Below are 17,792 nucleotides of genomic sequence, written 5' to 3'. Positions count from 1 at the left end.
ACACCGCCTTAGCTACGGCATCGGTGCCTGATGGCGCGCCAGTAGCGTAGCCAGTTGGCCGCTTTGTGCCAGCTGAGACAACTGCGTATCCAACTGCCGTAACAGCACCTCCGCGCCGGGATAACGCCGCGACACCATGAAATGCAACGGCACCGGCACCAGGCCAGGCAGCAGCCGCACCTGCAAGCGGCCACCATCCTCGCCCAGCAAACCCAGCAACTGCAGCCCGCGGCCAACCTCGGCGTATTCGGCAAAGCCGCGACAGCGGCCGGCCTGCAGTTTCTTCATCACCAGCAGATAGCTGGACGAGCCTTCGTCCACGTCTTCCGGCTTCAACCCGAATGGTGCGTAGTTGAAACCGGTCAACCCACACAATGGCAAGCTAGCGGCGGCGCCAGGCCACAGGAAAACTGCCGGACGCAGATGCAGGTATTGGCGCGAAAACAGAAACTGCCGCGCCCGCTCCGGCGAAAAGGTCGCCCCCATCACGATTTGCACCTGGCGCCCCTGCTCGGCCAGACTCAGGCAGCGGCGGAACGGCAGCAACGCAAACTCGGGGCGGAAAGCACTGCTAGCCAGCGCGGCGTGCAGCACGTCGGGCGAATAACCCAGCACCGGGCGGGCATTGTTGTGCTGCGGTGGGCCAAAGTAGGAAGACGGCGGCCAGCCGTTTTCGCCACCGCAGGCCACCACGGTTTCGGCCCTCGCTGCCGGCCACGTCAGCAGCAGCGCTATCGCCAATATCAGCCGTTTCATTGCACCCTTTCTTATCGAGACCCGCAGCCTAGCAGCGCCCTTCGCACGCCACAAGCCTGACAAGCCCGACCTGGCCCGGAACGCGCCATTTCTATAAAACAACACAAAAACAACACCCTGCATCCGGAACGAAAATCGCGCTTGCCTTTGCTTTTGAATACGTACAAAATCAGAAGCAAGGAGATCACAGACATGACACAAGGTGGAAAACGCGAAGGCGCAGGCCGCAAATCGCGCTTCGGCGGCGACAAAACCGTGGCCATGCGCGTGCCGGAACCGCTAAAGCCGGTACTGGAAAGCTGGCTGGACGAATACCGCACGCTGCGTTCGCTGCGCAGCAACGGCGCCGGCGACATCGCCCTGCTGGGCGAAGCGCTGAAAAACCTGTCGCTGCCGCTGTTTGCCAGCCGCGTGCCGGCCGGCTCGCCCGTTGCTGCCGACGACCTGAAAGAAGCCGACATCGACCTGAACGAGCACCTGGTGCGCAAACCGGCTGCTACCTTTCTGGTCACGGTCAAAGGCGACTCCATGCTCAATGCCGGCATCCACGACGGCGACCTGCTGGTGGTCGACCGCTCGCTGGAACCGCGTAACGGCAAGGTGGTGGTGGCCGTGATCAACGACGAGCTGACGGTGAAACGGCTGGAGCGCTCAGCCGGCCGCATCCGCCTGCTGCCGGAAAACCCGGACTACAAACCGATAGAAGTACCCGAAGACGCCAGCTTCTTCATCTGGGGCGTCGTCACCAATGTCATTCATGCAGTTGACTGATCAGGAGCCCGCACCATGAACAAGCAACATGACACCGTGAAAATGATGTTCCGCGACTGGAAACGCCTGCCGCGCGCCTTCCGCGCCGTGATCGAAGGCCAGCCGCAAGTACTGCTGACCCGCACCGGCCGCAGCTACTACGCGCCGGTAGAGTTTGTCGGCTAAGCTTTTGCCCCGCGTGCTCGGCCCGCGCCGCTGCCACGCGGCTTACCGCGTCCGCCCCGCCCCGGCCCCTTAGCGGCCGGGCACAGCGACAGGCCCGATGTTGGCCACCATCCAGCCCCTGCCCGATATCATCCGGCAGGGGCTTGTCTTTGCCTGCCAAGTTCAGCAAGCGCGCCACTTGCCCGCCGCCTCATTCGCCGGCCGTCTGCCGGGCGGCCGAAAACTCGGGCTGCAACAGCGAAAACTGCAGCAGATCGTGGTACTGCCCCAGCCAGTAACCGGCATCGCGCAAGCGGCCCTCTTCCACAAAGCCCAGCTTGCGCGCCAGCTTCAGCGAGGCCGCGTTGTCGGGGTGGATGCAGGCATCGACACGGTGCAGGCCCATGTCGGCAAAGCCCCAAGCCAGCACTGCCTGCAGCGCCTCCTGCATGTAACCGTGCCCCCACGCCGCGCGGCCCAGCTCGTAGCCCAGCGTGCAGCGGCGCCAGCCGCGGTTCCAGGCAAACAGGCCGCAAGTGCCCAGCAAGGGGCCGCCCTCGCGCAAGGCGATGCCCCAGCGGGTACCGGGGTTGGGCAACTGCCGCCAGCCCTGCCACAAGGCCACCACCTGCGCCATCTGCGCCTGGTCGCATACCGGGTCGGTACCGAACCAGCGCATGGCCTCGGCGTCGGCAAACACCGGAAACAAGGCCGGCACATCATCTTGGGTGATCTCGCGCAGTTGCAGGCGAGGCGTCAATAACGCGGGAAAAGACGGATTCATCAACGGATAGGCTCGGCAACAAGGTTGGCCGCAGGAACGCGGCGGGATGACATCACACCGTCAGCATGCCATCATGCTGTGATTATCGATACCCCGCACACCACATGAAACACTGGCTCACCCTGCTGCTTGGCCTGTTCCCCGTCATGGCCGCCAGCCAGACGCTGCGTTTCGGTCACGATCGTGTCCAAGTCTGGCTGCCTGACGCCATGCAGACCCGACTCGTCGCAAGCGACGATGGCAGCGAGACGCTGCTGGCCACCTTAGGCTCTCCCACTGAATACGAGCTGGCCTTGTCGCTGGTACTGGACGCCGACGCCGACACCCCCGCCGACGTTGGCGAAGCCTTCGTGCGCCACCTGGCACAACAACAGGGCGGCCAGCCACAGGTGGCACCGGGCCGGGTCGTGCTGACGACACCCGGTGCTGACCTCCACCGCGACGGCGGCACGTACCGCACCTTGCACTGGGCGATAGGCTTCGGCCGTAACGCGGTTACCATGACGCTGACCGCGCCGGACAGCGATGTGATGAGCCCGGCGCTGGACGCTTTTTTTGCCCAGACACTGAACCGCATCGTGCGCAGCCTGCAAGCCGTGCCACGCTAGGCCTGCACTGCCGTCATCGGCGACATGCCTGCTTTTTTAAAACTTATCACATAGAATTCGTGCAATATCTGTTGTAGACAAACGGGCAAGCCGCCACCGTGCTCGCCCGGCTCGCCACGGAGTTGCCCCATGCTGCCCGACCACCCCGTCATCCGCCGCAATCATGTTACCGAGCTGCCCGGCCCCGGCCCCACCCTGCTCTACGCGCACGGCTTTGGCTGCAACCAGACCATGTGGCAACGCGTGGTGCCAGCGTTTCGCCACAGCCATCGCCAAGTGCTGTTCGACTATGTCGGCAGTGGCCGCTCGGACTGGTCGGCGTTTGATACCGGCAAGTACGCCACCCTCGCTGGCTACGCGCAGGACCTGATCGATGTCGGCGATGCGCTGGCGCTGGAAGGGGCAGTGTTTGTCGGCCACTCGGTCAGCTGCAGCATCGGCATGCTGGCCAGCATTGCGCGACCACGGCTGTTCAGCAAGATGGTCCTGATCGGCCCGTCGCCGTGCTTCCTGAACCATCCGCCAGACTATCTGGGCGGGTTTGACGCCAGCGACCTGGAAGGCCTGCTCGACCTGATGGACCAGAACTACATCGGCTGGGCCAGCTACCTGGCACCGGTCGTCATCGCGGCCAACCCGGACGCGCCGCATGACGAGGTCACCACCGAGCTCAACGACAGCTTCTGCTCCACCGACCCGCACATCGCACGGGTGTTTGCCCGCGCCACCTTCTTTGCCGACAACCGCGCCGACCTGGCACAGGTGCGTTGCCCGTCGCTGATCCTGCAACACCGCAGCGACGCGCTGGCGCCGCTGGCGGTGGGCGACTACCTGCACCGACACCTGGCGGACAGCACGCTGGAAGTACTGGACGTACAAGGCCACTGCGCCCACATGAGCCGGCCGGACCTGGTGGTAGCCGCCATGCAGCGTTATCTATGCTGAGCACGGCCTGCCACGGGCAGACACAGCTGGATGCCACCCTGCTGCCATGCCCGGTACTGGTTACCGACCGCCACGGCACGCTGCTGGCGATCAACCACCAAGCCCTGCAGCTGGCCGGCGGCGACGAGACAGACTGGCTGCAGCAGCCGATGGAACGGCTGTTCCCGCTACCCAGCCGTATCTTCCTGCAAACCCACGTCTGGCCAATGCTGTGGCGTGACGGCGCGGTATTTGAGATCCGGCTGCAGCTGGCAAACCCCGATGGCCCGCCACTGCCGGTGCTGGTGAACTGCCAGCGCCACCCCGACGCGCAGCAGGACTGCTACTACTGGGTGCTGTTTGTCACCCACCAGCGCACCCGCTACGAAGCAGAGCTGTTGGCCGCACGGCACCAGGCTGATGAGCTGGCGGCCCGCTACGCCCGCGGCGAACACTTTCTGCGCGAGATCACCGACGCGGTGCCGGCGCTGATTGCCTACTGGGACCGCAGCCTGCACTGCCGCTTTTCCAACAGCCAGTACCAGGCCTGGTTCGGACGCGACGCGGCGTCGATGCCGGGCATTGCCATGTCGGCCTTGCTGGGCGAGACGCTGTTCAACCTGAGCCGGCCGCACATTACCGCCGTGCTGGCCGGTGAAACGCAGGAATTCGAACGTCAGCTGGCCATGCCGGACGGCAGCGTGGTGCATACGCTGACGCAGTACGTGCCCGACCACAACGACAGCGGCGGCATCGACGGCTTTTATGCCGTCACCACCAACGTCACCCGCATCAAGGAGGCCGACGCTGCCATCCAGCTCAGCGCCGGGGTATTCGGCGCGGTATCCGAAGCCATCCTGGTGCTGGATGCCGACGCCAGGCTGCTGTCGGCCAACCCGGCCTTCAGCCGCCTGAGCGGCCATGACGCGGCCAGCGTCAGCGGCTTGCTGCCGCATTTTCTGCACGACGACGCCGGCGACACGCTGCCCTGGCCCGCCTTGCTGGCGCAAACCGACTGGCGCGGCGACGTGTGGTGCCGGCGCCAGGATGGCAGCGATTGTCCGGTATCGTTGTCGCTTAGCCGTATCGGCGACAGCGCACCCCACGGCTTGCGTTACGTGGCGGTGTTCAGCGACATCAGCCAGCGCCTGCAACGCGAGGCGGAAATCCGCCACCAGGCGCTGCACGACGGCCTGACCGGCGTGGCCAACCGCCGCCTGATGATGGAGCGGCTGCAACACTGGCTCGCGCTGTCGGCGCGGCAGCCGCAACGCATTGCAGTGTTGTTCATGGATCTGGATGGTTTCAAGGCGGTGAACGACGAGTTCGGCCACGAGATGGGCGACTGGGTACTGCAAACCGTGGCGCGACGGCTGCAACGCTTGCTGCGTGCGGCCGATACCGTGGCGCGGCTGGGCGGCGACGAGTTCGTCATCGTGCTGCAGCAGACCGACCACCCCGAGGCGGTCAGCACGGTAGCCGAGCGCATCATGACGGCGCTGGCGGAACCGATCAGCCATCAGGGCGTCAGCGTGCGCGTCGGGGTGTCGATCGGCATTGCGCTGCACCCGCAGCACGGCCACCAGCCGGCGCAGTTACTGACGCTGGCCGATCAGGCCATGTACCAGGCCAAGCGGCAGGGCAAACACCGCTACTGCCTGGCCAGCCCAGCCACACCGGTTTGACGCGGGCTCAGCTCAACCCCGCCGCCTGCGAGGTATGACGGAAGCGGTCTACCTGCTGCACCAGGGTACTGGCGGTATTGTTCAACTGATCGGCCAGCTCGGCTGCCTCCTGTACGATGCTGGCGTTGTCTTCCGCTAGCGCGGCAATGCGGCTGATATTGACGGCCACCTCGGTGCTGGCCGCACTCTGCTCCTGCATGGCCGTGGCCGTGTTCTGGCTCTTGGCCGCAGTCTGGCCGGCTTCTTCGTTCATCAGGTCGAGTTCGCTCAGGGTGTCGGCTACCAGCCCCAGGCCTTTGTCCATCTGAGCCCGCGCAGCGGCCATGCTGCTGGCGGCCTGGCTGGTATCGCCGGTAATGGCCTCTACCAGTTGGGCAATCTCCACCGTTTCCTTGCTGGTGCGTTCGGCCAGCTTGCGCACCTCATCGGCCACCACAGCAAAACCACGGCCGGTCTCGCCAGCACGGGCTGCTTCGATGGCGGCATTCAGCGCCAGCAGATTGGTCTGGTCGGCAATCTCGCGGATAGCGGTGATGATGCGGCGAATGTTTTGCGACTTGTCCGCCAGCGCGGTAATCATGCGCCCGGCCTCGTCTACCGTGGCCGAGGTGTCGTGCATGGCTTGGGTGGTGGCCAGCATGCGCTGCCGGCCGCGGCCAACGTCTTGCTGCATCTGACGGGCCACCTGCAAGCTGTCGTGGGTATTACCGCTGACTGCGGCCATGCCGGCCGACATCTGCTCGACGGCGGCGGCGATCTCGGTCGACGCGCTGCTCTGCGACTCCGCCGCGTCGGCGGCGCGCGCCGAGATGTGCAGCAGGCTGCCTGCTGCCTGCTGCAACTGGTGGGCATTGGCCTTGACCACGCGCAGGGTATTGCCGAACGCCGCAACCAGTTTGTCCAGCGCCTGACCCATGCGCGCAATCTCGTCGCTGCCTTGCAGATCGGCCCGCACCGCCAGGTCCAGATTGTCACTCATGCTGCTGAGCATGCGCTCCAGCTTCAGCACCGGCTGCCGGATGCTGCGGTAAACCGCCAAACCGCCCAGCGTCATCAACAGGGTCAAGCCCGCCACGGCCAGCACGGTCAGCCACAGTTGCTGGCGAGCAGCGGCCAGCTGCTGTTCGATGCGCTGGTGCAAGGCGACCAGCACTGCCTCTTCGGCCAGTTTGAGCTCGCCAATCCGCGCCGAGGTCACCTTGAACCACTCGGCGGGCGCCAGCGTCAGTGGGGACCCGACAGGCGCGCCATAGATCTGCTCACGCAAGTGCTGTACCGCCTGGTGCTGGGTGGACTGCAGACGTGGCTCGACCAGGGCTTGTACGTCACTTTGCGACAAGCCATACAACTGTTGCTGACAGGCTCGCTGCTGCGCCTGCAGCCCGATGGCCTGGCTCAGCGTGGCCTGGGTAAAGCTGCCACCGGCCAGCACGCCGTTGACAAAGCCGCGCTCGCGGCCGGCAAACTCCTTGACGCATTGCAGGTTGCTCAGCGCCACACCGTACAGGGTGATGTCAGCCAGATTCGTGGCTTTGGCGGTTTCCCCCACCAACGCCAGCAGCGCTTCGATCTGACGGGTATAGTCGGCGAACACTTGCGGTGCCGGCAGGCTGCGGCTGTCGATGGCCCCGCGCTGCCCCAGCAAGCCCTGCACCGCGCTGGCGATATCACCGGCACGGCCTGCCAGCGGGCTAGCGGCCAGATCTGCCTGCTGTTGTTGCAAAGCCTGCATCGCGCTGTCGGTGTTGCTACGCGCCGTTTTCAGCGTATCCGGCAGCGCACCCTGCCCGCCCAGATAGCCATTGGTCTGCCCGCGCTCGGCCTGCAGCGTATCTACCAGGGCTGAAGCGCCGCCAGCCAGTGCCACCAGTTGGCGGGTGGACTGCATGTCTTGCAGCAGCTGGTAGCGCTGCCAGGCCAGGCCGCCCGCCAGTAGCAAGGACATGACCGCCAGCGGAATGATCAGTAGCAGTAGCTTGATACCGAGGTTGAGTCTGGACAACATGACGGGCTCCTGTCGATGCCGCTAACGTAGCGGCACCATGCAATGGGCTAATGATGATAAATAAATAGCATCAAACCCGGCACAGCCACCTTGATACACGGCAGAAAGTGACCGCACTCCTCCAGAACACAGAGTTCTCTATAAAAAACAGCAAAGCCACCAACCAGAACCTTCAACACTGCTTACAAAGCACAGCCACGGGGGTTAACCGGTGGCGCCCCATCACACCATAAGCCTGCAAGCTGTGCTGCTTACAAGACAACCCCCTGTTTGCAAAGCAAACAGGGGGTTGTCGCCCGTCTGACGCCTTCAGGCGAGGCTTGATGGTCTGGCATGCCCGCCACAGGGCGGGCGCCAGGTCAGGCTTGGCGTGGCCGGTAACCTGCGACACCGTAGTAGAAGATGAACAGGTAACACAGCAGCGGAATGCCGAACGAAGCCAGCAGGCTGACATGATCGGCCACCGCAGCTTGCAGCAGGGGCAGCAAGGCACCGCCGACAATCGCCATGCACAGTACGCCCGAACCGGCCCCCGTAAGGCGGCCCAGCCCGGTCAGCGCCAGCGAGAAGATGGTGGGGAACATGATGGAGTTACACAAGCCCACTGCCAGCAAGGTCCACATCGCCAGCTTGCCCCCCAGCAGCATGGCAACGGCAATCAGCAGCACCGACAGCAGCGCATTGAAGGCCAGCACCTTGTTGGCCGCCACATGGCGCATGATGGCGCTACCGAAAAAGCGGCCAACCATGGCCCCGCCCCAGTACAAGGCCAGCAGCTTGCCGGCTTCGGCCTGGCTAAGGCCGCCCACGTCCGGCTGCTCCATCAGGCTGACCAGGAAGCTGCCGATACCGACCTCACCCCCGACATACACAAAAATGCCCAGCGCCCCCAGTACCAGGTGGCGGTGCTGCCAGACGCTGCCGTCGGCCTGTTGCTGGCTGACTGCCTGGTCGTCGATAACCGGCAGCCGCAGCGTGGCAAACACCGCCGCGATGATGAACAGCACGGCAGCCAGCATCAGGTACGGGCCTTGTACCGAGGCGGCCTCGGCCAGCGCCTTGTCGGCAGCATTGCCACCGGTAACGTGCTGGGTACCGGCCAGGATCAGCATTGCGCCCAGCAGCGGCGCCACGGTGGTGCCCAACGAGTTGAAGGCCTGGGTAAGGTTAAGGCGGCTGGAGGCGGTTTTGACCGGCCCCAGGCGGGTCACGTAGGGGTTGGCCGCCACTTGCAGGATGGTAATGCCGGAAGCCAACACAAACAGCGCGGCCAGGAACGCCGGGTAGGACAGCATGGCCGCCGCCGGGTAGAACAGCAGACAGCCGATGCCGGCAATGCCCAGGCCGGTCACGATACCGCGCTGGTAACCCAGCGCGTGCACCAGGCGGCCAGCCGGCAGCGATACCACGAAGTAGGCGGTAAAGAAGCTGAATTGGATCAGTGCGGCCTGCACGTAACTCAGGGCAAACACGCCCTTCAGGTGCGGGATCAGGATGTCGTTCAGCGAGGTAATCAGGCCCCACATGAAAAACAGGGTAGTCAGGACGGCAAGCGGCTTGCCGTATTGCGTCTGTTCAGGCGCGTGCATGGTGTACCGGCTCCGGTAGTGTGCGAAGGATGCGCAGTCTAAGTTCAAGCGGCGTTGTACTCGACTGTTTTCAGCGCTGCGCGCCCGCCCCTACCGGCATGCCAATAACATTCCCTTTTAAAACAGACACCTAGCACGGCAGCCATCGTCAGAAAACGGACAAAGACCCAACGAGCCTGTAATTTTGATGTAAGTTTCAAGTAAGAAAACTACAAAGCTTGCTGCCATTGCTGCCAACACACCCGGTTCTTGCCTTGCTGCTTGGCGCGGTACATCAGGCCATCCGCCTGCTGCAAGACCGCATCCACCCCAGGCACCGGGCCGGCCGCGAAGGTGAGCAAACCCAGGCTGACCGATACCTGCAAGCGGCACCCGGCCACTTCTACCGGCTGGGCAATGTCGGCCACCAGGCGCTGCATGTCGGTCTGCAACACCGCAGCCCCCCCTTCCAGCAACAACACGAACTCGTCGCCACCTACCCGGGCCACGCATAACGGCGGCGGCGACAAGCGACCCAGCGTTTGCGCTAGCGCCTGCAGCAGGGCATCGCCGACCGCGTGGCCGTGCTGGTCGTTCACCGGCTTGAAGCCGTCCAGATCCAGATACGCCAGCCCCCAGGCGGCCGGCGGCGGCAACGCCAGCCAGTCGGCAAGCTGCTGTTGCAGCGCACGCCGGTTGCCGAGGCCGGTCAGCGTATCGGTCAGCGCCTGGCGCACCAGCTGCTGCTGAACCCGGGTCTGCGCTGCCGCCAGCTGCCGTAGCCTGGCATCAGTGCGCACCAGCCATGCCAGCACGGTATCGTCACTGCCGCTGCGGGCCGGTATCCGGGGCGGCGGCTCGCGGCCCAGCTGCACGATATAGCCGTATAGCTGGCGCAAATTGCAGCCCAGCACCTCGCGGCTGTAGCGCCGCATGCGCAACAGCAGCAGGCACAAGCCCAGCGCCACCAGCATGAACGCCAGCCGCACCAAAGCGGCCTGTTGCGCAGCTTGGGTGACTTCGAAGGCGGTGCGTTGCTCAATCAGGCCGTAGACCTCGTCGATCGGGCGCATGATGCGGGCCTTGGCCAGAAAGTAGGCTTCGTCATTCAGCATCAGCCTGGCCGCCTCGCGTAGCGCTGCCGCCTCACGCGACGGCAGGCTGTCGGCCCGCGCCAGCATCGCCATGGCCTCGCGCTCGCGCAGCGTCAGCCGGTCCGATTGCTGCTTGGCCTCGGTCAGACGGGCCAGCTCCAGCGCCGAAAAACCGCCGCGCTGCATCAAGCCCAGCAGGCTGGCTGGCTCGCCACGCTGCTGCGGCCGCTGCTGCCGCGGAAACACCAGGTCCCAGTAGATGCGGTTGTAATGCAAGGGTCGCGCGATGCGGCCATCCCGAATGGCGAGAATTTCGTCGTAGTAAGCCAGATACTTGGGGTTGCCGCTGGCGATGTAGCTACGCGCCATGCGGGTGAGGTCGTCGGAAGACTGGCGTAGTTCGTCGGCCAGCAGATAGGACTGGTAGCGGCGCTCGTGGGCGCGGTCCAGCCGCCACTCGGTATACAGCGACAGGCCGAACAGACAGGTAAACACGGCAAACAGCAGCAGCGTGGCGACGAACAGCCAGTGCAGCCGGTCCAGGTTTTGCTGCGGGGCAATCACGGCCATCGCTTAGCCTCCTATCCGCGCACTGCCGCCGGGTGGCTCGCTTAACGCCACCATTGGCGCCACAGGCCAACACTGGCCAGCCCCAGCGCCGTCATCAACAGGGAGCCGGCCAGATGGCTGGCCATGTGCGCCAGGCTCCAGGCCCAGCGGCCTTGCTGCAGCAAGGCCACTGCCTCGGCGGAGAAAGTGGAAAAGGTGGTCAGCCCACCCAGAAAGCCGGTTACCACCAGCAAGCGCCATTCGGGCGCCAGCTGCGGGTTGGCCGCAAACACCGCCAGCGCCACGCCGATCAGGTAGGCGCCCAGCAGGTTGGCCACCAGTGTACCGGGCGGCAGGGCCGGGAACAGCAGGTTCAGCGACACCGACAACAACCAGCGCAGGATGGCGCCCAGCGCGGCGCCCACGCTGATGGAAAGGATGGCTAGCACGTACGGGATTCCGTCAGGATGAAAGCAGCCGCCACTTTAGCCCAGCCCCTGCGGCGCGCCAAGCGGGGTAACGACAACGGGTACAACAAGCGCCAGCTTGCACGGCTAATAAGTCATGCATGAATGACAAGCGCTGCTTGCCAGGCAAGCAGCGCTTGTTTGCGGCACTGCGAGGTGCCCGGTTGGTGTGCCGCCACGACGCGGGCTGCCGTACCGCATGCGGTACTAACCGTGCCGGCAGGGTCTCACTCGCGGTCGCGATACTGTGGCTTTTCGCCGGTCACGGCCGCCATCACCGCCAGCTGGATATCTTCCGACATCAGCATGGCCGCGTTCCAGTTGGCCACATGCTGCAGGCCGTCAGCCACGCTATGGTCGCGGCTGTAGTTCAGCACTTCCTTGGTACCCTGCACCGCCAGCGGCGACTTGGCGGCGATGGCGGCGGCCAACGCCAGCGCCTCGGTCAGTACTGCGTCGGCATCCGGCAGCACGCGGTTCACCAGATGCATGCGCTCGGCTTCGGCGGCTTTCACGTCGCGGGCGGTCAGCGCCATCTCGCGCGCATTGCCCTCGCCCACCACGCGGCCCAGCCGCTGCAGCGTCCCCACGTCGGCCACCATGCCGACGTCCACTTCGCGCACGCTGAACAGCGCGTTTTCGGCCGCCAGACGGATGTCGGCGGCCAGTACGATGTCCAGCGCACCGCCGACACAGGCGCCGTGGATGGCGGCAATCACCGGCTTGCGGCACAGTTCCAGGCTGTTCACGTTGGCTTGCAGGCCCAGGATGATGCGGCGCAGCTTGTCGCGCTTGCGGGCTTCACAGTCTTCCTCGATAGCCTTTTGCATGTTCATCAGCATCGACAGGTCGATGCCGGCACAGAAATGCTTGCCGTTGCCGGACAGCACCACGGCGCGTACGCCGGGCTCGGCGTCGCACCATTCCATGGCTTGCTGCAGTTCCTGCCACATCGCCTCATTGAGCGAGTTGGCCTTGTCCGGGCGGTTCAGCGCCACGTGCGCCACGGCGCCGTGCAGCGTCAATTGCAGGGTGGTATAGCTGCTCATCGCTGCCTCCTAGCGCTTCTTGGGCACCCAGGCCCAGACCATTTCGCACACGATCGGCGATTCGCCCGATTCGTCGGTCACTACCACGTCCACCAGCACGTCGCCCTTGTCTTCGGTGAGCATGCGTTGCACCTGCGCTGCCGGCAGCGTGGCTACCGCGCGCATATTGCCCTGCGCCCGCTTGTAGTAGCTGACCTTCATCGACTTGAGCAGCATCAGCTTGTCGTCCGGCACGTTCATGCCCACTACGAAACCGGTGGCGGTTTCGGCCAGCAGCGCCATGGCGGCGGCGTGCAGGCCCTTGATGTGGTTCTGCACCTTCTTGCGGTTCTTGACGCTGACCACCATGCGTTCGCGGCTGACTTCCTCGAACACCAGGCCGGCCGTACCCAGGAACGGGACGAACTTGCCGAACATGCGGGTAATTACCCAGGAGCGCAGGCCGGTCGGCAGGCTGGCGGTCTTGTCCACCATGCGGCACATGCTGTTTTTCGGTGTGGTCATGAATTGCCCTTCTCGTGTCGTTGCTGGCTGCTTGGGCAGCCTTATGGTTGATTGGCAAGGTTGGCCGCAAGCAGCCCCCCTGCCGGGTCAGGATGCGGTGATCCCCAGCAGCAGACGAATCTGCTGCTTCACTTCGTCCAGCGCGCCACCGTCCAGCCGTGCCAGCTGCAGGCTGCCCTGCATGGCGGCAAATACGATGGTGCCCATGCCTTCCGGCGTACCGGCAAACTGCATGGCGCCGGCTTGCTGGCCACGGCGCACGATGTCCACCGCCCAGGCGCGCATTTCTTCCACAAACTGCGCGGTGCACTGCTGCATCTCCGGCGGCAGCGTGTGCAGCTCGGCAGACAGGATGCCGCTGGGGCAAATCTGCTGCTTGTCGTAATAGTTGTCGGTGAGTTCGAAATAGCGTGCCAGCTGTACCACAGGCGACAGGCCGGCTTGCGCTTCCACGTAGCGGGCAAAGCGGCGCCGGTAGCGCTCGATCAGAGCCACGCCCAGGTCGGTTTTCTTGGGAAAGTGGTAATGGATGGCGGCGTTACGCACGCCCAGCTCGCCGCTAATGTGCTGATAGCTAAAGGCATTGAACCCGCGCGAGAGCATCAGCACCTCGGCCAGGTCCAGGATCTTCTTGCGCGTATCGGTGCGCGCGTCGGTTTCAGGCTTCATGCCGCGACTCTACTTACTGGTCAGTAAGGTGTCAATGCAGCCCCGCATGCACATGGACAGCCATGCCGAATACGTTATGATGGAGGCCGAAACGGCCCCAGAACACGCGGTAAATTCAATGAAACTCAAGTTCAGCAAGATGCACGGCCTGGGCAATGACTTCGTAGTCATCGATGGCGTCAGACAAACCGTTACCCTCAGCGCAGAACGCCTGCGCCAGCTGGGCGACCGCCATCTGGGCGTCGGCTTCGACCAGCTGCTGCTGGTAGAGGCCCCGCAGTCGCAGGAAAACGACTTCCGCTACCGCATCTTCAACAACGACGGCAGCGAAGTGGAGCAGTGCGGCAATGGTGCGCGCTGCTTCGTCAAGTTCGTCACCGAACAACGCCTCACCAACAAGCGCGCCATCCGCGTGGAAACCGCGCGCGGTGTCATCGTACCGGAGCTGGGCGAAGGCGGCCTGATCACCGTCGACATGGGCGCGCCGCGCTTTGCCCCGCTGGACATTCCATTCATCGCAGAGGGCGATGCCATCACCCACCCGCTGCAAGTAGGCAACGATTCCATCGACATCAGCGTGGTATCGATGGGGAACCCGCACGCGGTGCAAGTAGTCAGCAACGTGGACACCGCGCCGGTGGCGCAGCAAGGCCCGCTGATCGAGCAGCACAGCCGCTTTCCGGAACGCGTGAACGCCGGCTTCCTGCAGATTGTCAGCCGCCGCGAAGTGCGGCTGCGCGTGTACGAGCGCGGTGCCGGCGAAACCCTGGCCTGCGGCACCGGCGCCTGCGCCGCTGTAGTAGCCGGTATCCGTCGCGGCCTGCTGGACAGCAAGGTTACCGTCCACACCCGCGGTGGCGACCTGCACATCGAATGGCAAGGCGATGGCCAGCCGGTACGCATGACCGGCCCGGCCGTTACCGTGTTCAACGGCGAAATCGAGGTCTGAGCGGCTGCGCGTGCCCGGCACGTCAGCGGCATCAGGCTTGCGTTTGTTCAAGGCGCCTGCCCCGTAGCAGGCGCATGCTTTATCCAACCCCATGCAAGAGGAGCTGCGTAGTGGAAGCTGATGACGTACTGGCGTATCTGGATAGCCATCCGGACTTCCTGTCCGAACACGCCCAACGCTACGGCCTGAAGCCGGTGCAAGAGCGCGTGGTATCGTTTGCCGACCGCCAGCTGCTGGACCTGAAGGACCGCAACCGCCAGCTGGAAGCACGCCTGGCACAGCTGGTACGCCACGGCGAGCAGAACGACCAGACCCTGGCGCGCACCCACAAGCTGAGCCTGGCCTTGATGAAGGCCGCCACGCTAAGCGATGTGCACGCCGCCATCCTGCAGGTGTTTGCCGAGCACTTCGGCCTCAACCGCGTGGCGGTACGGCTGTGGCACGACGCGGCCAGCGATACCCAGCTGTACAACGCCCGCCAGGATGTCCGCCTGCTGGCCGGCAACCTGTCTGCCCCCTACTGCGGCCCCTACGCCAACGACGAGATCATCAGCTGGTTCCCGGCGGTGCCGGTGCTGCAATCGTTCGCCCAGCTGGCGCTGCGCGAAGGCACCGAGCCGTTCGGCATCGTGGTAATCGCCAGCGACGACGCCCAGCGCTTTAGCTTCGACATGCAAACTCACTACCTGGCGCAAATGGGCGAGCTGATTTCGCTGGCCATGCTGCGCGTACTCAAAGCATGAATCCTGCCTTTTCCAGTGCCTTGTTACTACTGCCGCTGGTGCTGTACACCCTGCACGCGCTGTGGCGGCTGATCGCCAGCGACAACCTCACCGCCGCGCTGGCGTTTGCCTTGGCCTTCCTGATGGTCGGCATCGTCTGCCGCCTGGCACTGCCCACGCTGCCGATGGTGCCGGTCTGGCTGCCCCTGCTCTACCCCTACGCCTGGGTCGGCACCGGCGCGCTGCTGCTAGCGCTGGCCACGCTGAAGGTTGGCCGCAACGGCCTGTCGCTGGACGGCATACCGCCGCTATTGCGCGTCTATGTGCTATCGCAGCTGTGCCTGCACGCCGGCGTACTGTTGCTGACGCCGCTGCTGTCCGGCCGCCCGGCGCAAGCCTACGCCATGCTGCCGCCACTGGTAGCGGCAGGTGCCTACCTGATCTACCGCGCCTGCCTGTGGCTGTCGCGCCGCCAGGGCGGCTTCAGCTGGCTAGCGGTACTGGTGGCCACGCTGGCCGCACCGCTGCTGCTGGGCTGGATGGCCGAGCTGAGCGTACCGCTGCTGCTGCGCCACCTGTAAGCCCGCCGGCAACAGACAACACAAAACCCGCCTGCGGACGGAATGCCAGTCAGTTAACGCTGACTGGCGTTTATTTTATTAGGGGTTTGTTGCGTTGAAATGCGCTAGTGTGTCCGCTATGCGGACAATGTTTACATGCCGGTTCCGCCCGGCAAACGGGAAAGGGGGCGGATTGCCGCCCCCTTTTCATTCCCCCGCAACCCGGGGCTGCTCGAAACCCCGTCCAAAATGGCACGCCCCAGGCGCCGCCGAACTCGCCCCTCGCTAACGGCTCGGGGCTCAAACAAATCGGCGTCTTGCGCGTGCGAATCTTCGATTCGCTCAGGACAACCCTGGGGCGCACCATTTTGACCGGCTCGCGCCAACGGGATGGGGCGCTTCACTCACGTCCTGCTACTTGAAACCAAGCACATTCGCCTAACTGACTGGCATTAGCCAACCGGCGGGTTTTGTTTTGGGCTCGGCTACAATCAGCTGCTTTTGAGCACACTGCCGTCCGCGTCCAGCACCGTCAGCGACACCGGAATGGCCGCCGCCACGCTCTGGGTAACGGTGCAGAAATCCTCGAAGCTGTCGAGCAGGCGCGCAAGCTGCGGGTGGCCGGCCGGCGAGCTGCCGCAGCGCAGCGTCACGCTGATGCCGGTCACGCGCATACGGTTACGCTCGTTACGCCCGATAGTGGCGCTGGCCTCACACGCCAGCGGTTCCAGCACGATGTGAAACTTGCGGGCGGCAAACAGCAGGCTGGCGCTGAGGCAGTTGGCCACCGCCCCCACCAGCAGTTGCGACGGCGACGGGCCGGTATCGCTACCCAGCGGCGCCGGCTCGTCGGTGATCAGCACGTGGCCGCCGTCGAAGTGGTTTTCAAAACGGTAATCCTGCAGTTGGGCCAGTGCCACGCGGGCGGTATCGCTCATGCCGGGTCTCCCTTGTTGCTACAGCGTGCGTCCCACTGCGGCCGCCAGTGGCCGCAATGTCGCCAGCAGTTCATCCAGTGCGTCGGGCGTGATCGCCTGTTCGGCATCGCACAGCGCGTGCTGTGGCGCGTCGTGTACTTCCAGCAGCAGGCCATCGGCACCCGCCGCAATCGCCGCGCAGGCCAGCGGTGCCACCAGGCTGGCGCGACCACCGGCGTGACTGGGGTCTACCAGCACCGGCAAGTGGGTTTCGCGCTTCAGCAGCGGGATAGCGCTGATGTCCAACGCGTGGCGACTGGCGGTGTCGAAACTGCGCACGCCGCGCTCGCAAAACACGATGTTGTGGTTACCGCCGATAGCGATGTACTCGGCTGCCATCAGCCACTCGCTGAGGGTGGACGCCACGCCACGATGCAACAGCACCGGCTTGTTGATGCGGCCAACCTCTTTCAGCAACTCCACGTTCTGCATATTGCGCGGGCCGATCTGGATCACGTCCACGTCGTGCTCAAGGAAGGTATCCAGCAGGCGGATATCCAGCAGCTCGCTCACCATCGGCATGCCGTAACGGCGCGCCGCGTCGCGCAGGTAACCGAGGCCGGCCTCACCCACGCCCTGGAAGGCGTAGGGGCTGGTGCGCGGCTTATAGGCACCGCCACGCAGCAGGCGGATGCCGCTTTGCTGCAGGCGCGCGGCCAACGCCAGCATGTGCGCCTCGCTTTCGATGGCGCTGGGGCCGGCGATCAGCTGGATGGCCGCGCCACCAATCTGTACGCCGCGCACCGACACCACGGTGTTGTCGGGCCGTACCTCGCGCGACACCATGCGGTAGTCTTTCAGCACCCGCATGGCACGCTCGACACCGGGCATGGTTTCGAACATGTCGGCCGACAGCACGCGCTCGTCGCCCACGGCACCGATGATGGTGCGCTCGGTACCGCGCGACAGGTGCTCGCTGAGGCCGGCGGCGCGGATCTTGGCCACCACGGCATCGATATGGGCAGGGCTGGCCTGCGCCGCCATCACGATGATCATGCCGCGCTCCG

19 protein-coding genes are annotated in these 17,792 nt (G+C 64.7%); 8 read left to right on the top strand and 11 right to left on the bottom strand.

The window, feature by feature from the left end; genetic code table 11:
- Positions 1 to 12 precede the first annotated feature (12 nt).
- A complete protein-coding gene (locus tag FLQ03_RS15015; RefSeq protein ID WP_144371703.1) occupies positions 13 to 756 on the bottom strand; it encodes a substrate-binding periplasmic protein in 744 nt (247 codons plus the stop codon).
- 192 nt (positions 757 to 948) lie between these two features.
- Between FLQ03_RS15015 and FLQ03_RS15010 the strand changes: the two genes are divergently transcribed.
- Together FLQ03_RS15010 and FLQ03_RS19170 are read left to right on the top strand one after the other, a co-directional pair.
- A complete protein-coding gene (locus FLQ03_RS15010) occupies positions 949 to 1,527 on the top strand; it encodes a LexA family protein (protein WP_144371702.1) in 579 nt (192 codons plus the stop codon).
- Positions 1,528 to 1,542: 15 nt separating this feature from the next.
- A complete protein-coding gene (locus FLQ03_RS19170) occupies positions 1,543 to 1,692 on the top strand; it encodes a hypothetical protein (protein WP_170252434.1) in 150 nt (49 codons plus the stop codon).
- A gap of 190 nt (positions 1,693 to 1,882) precedes the next feature.
- Here the strand turns inward: FLQ03_RS19170 and FLQ03_RS15005 are convergent, their stop codons facing one another.
- The gene (locus tag FLQ03_RS15005; RefSeq protein ID WP_144371701.1) at positions 1,883 to 2,455 is read right to left on the bottom strand and encodes a GNAT family N-acetyltransferase; all 573 of its coding nucleotides are present in this window, start codon (positions 2,453 to 2,455) and stop codon (positions 1,883 to 1,885) included.
- Positions 2,456 to 2,559: 104 nt separating this feature from the next.
- Between FLQ03_RS15005 and FLQ03_RS15000 the strand changes: the two genes are divergently transcribed.
- The 3 genes from FLQ03_RS15000 to FLQ03_RS14990 all read left to right on the top strand — a co-directional run bounded on the left by FLQ03_RS15000 (position 2,560) and on the right by FLQ03_RS14990 (position 5,672).
- Entirely contained in the window at positions 2,560 to 3,063 is a 504-nt protein-coding gene (locus tag FLQ03_RS15000) for a hypothetical protein (protein ID WP_144371700.1), read from the top strand.
- Between the two features lie 129 nt (positions 3,064 to 3,192).
- On the top strand, positions 3,193 to 4,008 hold the full coding sequence (locus FLQ03_RS14995) for an alpha/beta fold hydrolase (RefSeq protein WP_144371699.1): 816 nt from the start codon (positions 3,193 to 3,195) through the stop codon (positions 4,006 to 4,008).
- Positions 4,002 to 5,672, top strand: a complete 1,671-nt coding sequence (locus FLQ03_RS14990; RefSeq protein WP_144371698.1) for a diguanylate cyclase domain-containing protein — start codon at positions 4,002 to 4,004, stop codon at positions 5,670 to 5,672. Before FLQ03_RS14995 ends, FLQ03_RS14990 begins: the two co-directional genes overlap by 7 nt.
- A 7-nt stretch (positions 5,673 to 5,679) precedes the next feature.
- Here FLQ03_RS14990 and FLQ03_RS14985 read toward each other — a convergent pair whose 3' ends face one another.
- From FLQ03_RS14985 to FLQ03_RS14955, 7 genes are all read right to left on the bottom strand, one after another.
- The gene (locus tag FLQ03_RS14985) at positions 5,680 to 7,677 is read right to left on the bottom strand and encodes a methyl-accepting chemotaxis protein (protein ID WP_144371697.1); all 1,998 of its coding nucleotides are present in this window, start codon (positions 7,675 to 7,677) and stop codon (positions 5,680 to 5,682) included.
- Positions 7,678 to 8,036: 359 nt separating this feature from the next.
- Complete coding sequence (locus tag FLQ03_RS14980; RefSeq protein WP_144371696.1) at positions 8,037 to 9,266, bottom strand: sugar MFS transporter; 1,230 nt, start codon at positions 9,264 to 9,266, stop codon at positions 8,037 to 8,039.
- A 209-nt stretch (positions 9,267 to 9,475) separates the two neighbouring features.
- Positions 9,476 to 10,909 carry a GGDEF domain-containing protein gene (locus tag FLQ03_RS14975; protein WP_144371695.1) on the bottom strand — a complete coding sequence of 478 codons (1,434 nt, stop codon included), beginning with the start codon at positions 10,907 to 10,909 and terminating at the stop codon, positions 9,476 to 9,478.
- Between the two features lie 41 nt (positions 10,910 to 10,950).
- Positions 10,951 to 11,337: a fluoride efflux transporter CrcB gene (crcB, locus tag FLQ03_RS14970; protein WP_144371694.1), complete on the bottom strand. Its 387-nt coding sequence runs from the start codon at positions 11,335 to 11,337 to the stop codon at positions 10,951 to 10,953.
- A 245-nt stretch (positions 11,338 to 11,582) separates the two neighbouring features.
- Positions 11,583 to 12,404 carry a crotonase/enoyl-CoA hydratase family protein gene (locus tag FLQ03_RS14965; protein WP_144371693.1) on the bottom strand — a complete coding sequence of 274 codons (822 nt, stop codon included), beginning with the start codon at positions 12,402 to 12,404 and terminating at the stop codon, positions 11,583 to 11,585.
- 9 nt (positions 12,405 to 12,413) lie between these two features.
- Positions 12,414 to 12,908, bottom strand: coding sequence for a DUF4442 domain-containing protein (locus FLQ03_RS14960; RefSeq protein WP_170252433.1), 495 nt, complete (start codon positions 12,906 to 12,908; stop codon positions 12,414 to 12,416).
- An 87-nt stretch (positions 12,909 to 12,995) separates the two neighbouring features.
- The gene (locus tag FLQ03_RS14955) at positions 12,996 to 13,577 is read right to left on the bottom strand and encodes a TetR/AcrR family transcriptional regulator (protein WP_144371692.1); all 582 of its coding nucleotides are present in this window, start codon (positions 13,575 to 13,577) and stop codon (positions 12,996 to 12,998) included.
- Between the two features lie 118 nt (positions 13,578 to 13,695).
- Here FLQ03_RS14955 and dapF point away from each other — a divergent pair, with 118 nt between their 5' ends.
- The 3 genes from dapF to FLQ03_RS14940 all read left to right on the top strand — a co-directional run bounded on the left by dapF (position 13,696) and on the right by FLQ03_RS14940 (position 15,829).
- Positions 13,696 to 14,526 (top strand): diaminopimelate epimerase, encoded by an 831-nt coding sequence (dapF, locus tag FLQ03_RS14950; RefSeq protein WP_144371691.1) that lies wholly within the window; start codon positions 13,696 to 13,698, stop codon positions 14,524 to 14,526.
- Positions 14,527 to 14,636: 110 nt separating this feature from the next.
- Complete coding sequence (locus FLQ03_RS14945; protein ID WP_144371690.1) at positions 14,637 to 15,269, top strand: DUF484 family protein; 633 nt, start codon at positions 14,637 to 14,639, stop codon at positions 15,267 to 15,269.
- Complete coding sequence (locus tag FLQ03_RS14940; RefSeq protein WP_144371689.1) at positions 15,266 to 15,829, top strand: hypothetical protein; 564 nt, start codon at positions 15,266 to 15,268, stop codon at positions 15,827 to 15,829. The genes FLQ03_RS14945 and FLQ03_RS14940 overlap by 4 nt, the downstream gene beginning before the upstream one ends.
- A gap of 470 nt (positions 15,830 to 16,299) precedes the next feature.
- On the opposite strand, the gene FLQ03_RS14935 is transcribed toward FLQ03_RS14940, so the two are convergent.
- Together FLQ03_RS14935 and aroF are read right to left on the bottom strand one after the other, a co-directional pair.
- The gene (locus FLQ03_RS14935) at positions 16,300 to 16,746 is read right to left on the bottom strand and encodes an OsmC family protein (protein WP_144371688.1); all 447 of its coding nucleotides are present in this window, start codon (positions 16,744 to 16,746) and stop codon (positions 16,300 to 16,302) included.
- 18 nt (positions 16,747 to 16,764) lie between these two features.
- Positions 16,765 to 17,781, bottom strand: a complete 1,017-nt coding sequence (gene aroF, locus FLQ03_RS14930) for a 3-deoxy-7-phosphoheptulonate synthase (protein ID WP_144371687.1) — start codon at positions 17,779 to 17,781, stop codon at positions 16,765 to 16,767.
- Between the last annotated feature and the right edge of the window lie 11 nt (positions 17,782 to 17,792).

The organism is Vogesella urethralis, from assembly GCF_007644045.2.
Lineage (GTDB): Bacteria > Pseudomonadota > Gammaproteobacteria > Burkholderiales > Chromobacteriaceae > Vogesella > Vogesella urethralis.
This window is presented reverse-complemented; position numbering and strand designations above follow the sequence as displayed.

Excerpts from the sequence above, each read along its gene's own strand:
- FLQ03_RS15015 (WP_144371703.1), bottom strand. The coding sequence starts at position 756 with ATGAAACGGCTGATATTGGCGATAGCGCTGCTGCTGACGTGGCCGGCA.
- FLQ03_RS15010 (WP_144371702.1), top strand. The coding sequence starts at position 949 with ATGACACAAGGTGGAAAACGCGAAGGCGCAGGCCGCAAATCGCGCTTC.
- FLQ03_RS19170 (WP_170252434.1), top strand. The coding sequence starts at position 1,543 with ATGAACAAGCAACATGACACCGTGAAAATGATGTTCCGCGACTGGAAA.
- FLQ03_RS15005 (WP_144371701.1), bottom strand. The coding sequence starts at position 2,455 with ATGAATCCGTCTTTTCCCGCGTTATTGACGCCTCGCCTGCAACTGCGC.
- FLQ03_RS15000 (WP_144371700.1), top strand. The coding sequence starts at position 2,560 with ATGAAACACTGGCTCACCCTGCTGCTTGGCCTGTTCCCCGTCATGGCC.
- FLQ03_RS14995 (WP_144371699.1), top strand. The coding sequence starts at position 3,193 with ATGCTGCCCGACCACCCCGTCATCCGCCGCAATCATGTTACCGAGCTG.
- FLQ03_RS14990 (WP_144371698.1), top strand. The coding sequence starts at position 4,002 with ATGCTGAGCACGGCCTGCCACGGGCAGACACAGCTGGATGCCACCCTG.
- FLQ03_RS14985 (WP_144371697.1), bottom strand. The coding sequence starts at position 7,677 with ATGTTGTCCAGACTCAACCTCGGTATCAAGCTACTGCTACTGATCATT.
- FLQ03_RS14980 (WP_144371696.1), bottom strand. The coding sequence starts at position 9,266 with ATGCACGCGCCTGAACAGACGCAATACGGCAAGCCGCTTGCCGTCCTG.
- FLQ03_RS14975 (WP_144371695.1), bottom strand. The coding sequence starts at position 10,909 with ATGGCCGTGATTGCCCCGCAGCAAAACCTGGACCGGCTGCACTGGCTG.
- FLQ03_RS14965 (WP_144371693.1), bottom strand. The coding sequence starts at position 12,404 with ATGAGCAGCTATACCACCCTGCAATTGACGCTGCACGGCGCCGTGGCG.
- FLQ03_RS14960 (WP_170252433.1), bottom strand. The coding sequence starts at position 12,908 with ATGACCACACCGAAAAACAGCATGTGCCGCATGGTGGACAAGACCGCC.
- FLQ03_RS14955 (WP_144371692.1), bottom strand. The coding sequence starts at position 13,577 with ATGAAGCCTGAAACCGACGCGCGCACCGATACGCGCAAGAAGATCCTG.
- dapF (WP_144371691.1), top strand. The coding sequence starts at position 13,696 with ATGAAACTCAAGTTCAGCAAGATGCACGGCCTGGGCAATGACTTCGTA.
- FLQ03_RS14940 (WP_144371689.1), top strand. The coding sequence starts at position 15,266 with ATGAATCCTGCCTTTTCCAGTGCCTTGTTACTACTGCCGCTGGTGCTG.
- FLQ03_RS14935 (WP_144371688.1), bottom strand. The coding sequence starts at position 16,746 with ATGAGCGATACCGCCCGCGTGGCACTGGCCCAACTGCAGGATTACCGT.
- aroF (WP_144371687.1), bottom strand. The coding sequence starts at position 17,781 with ATGATCATCGTGATGGCGGCGCAGGCCAGCCCTGCCCATATCGATGCC.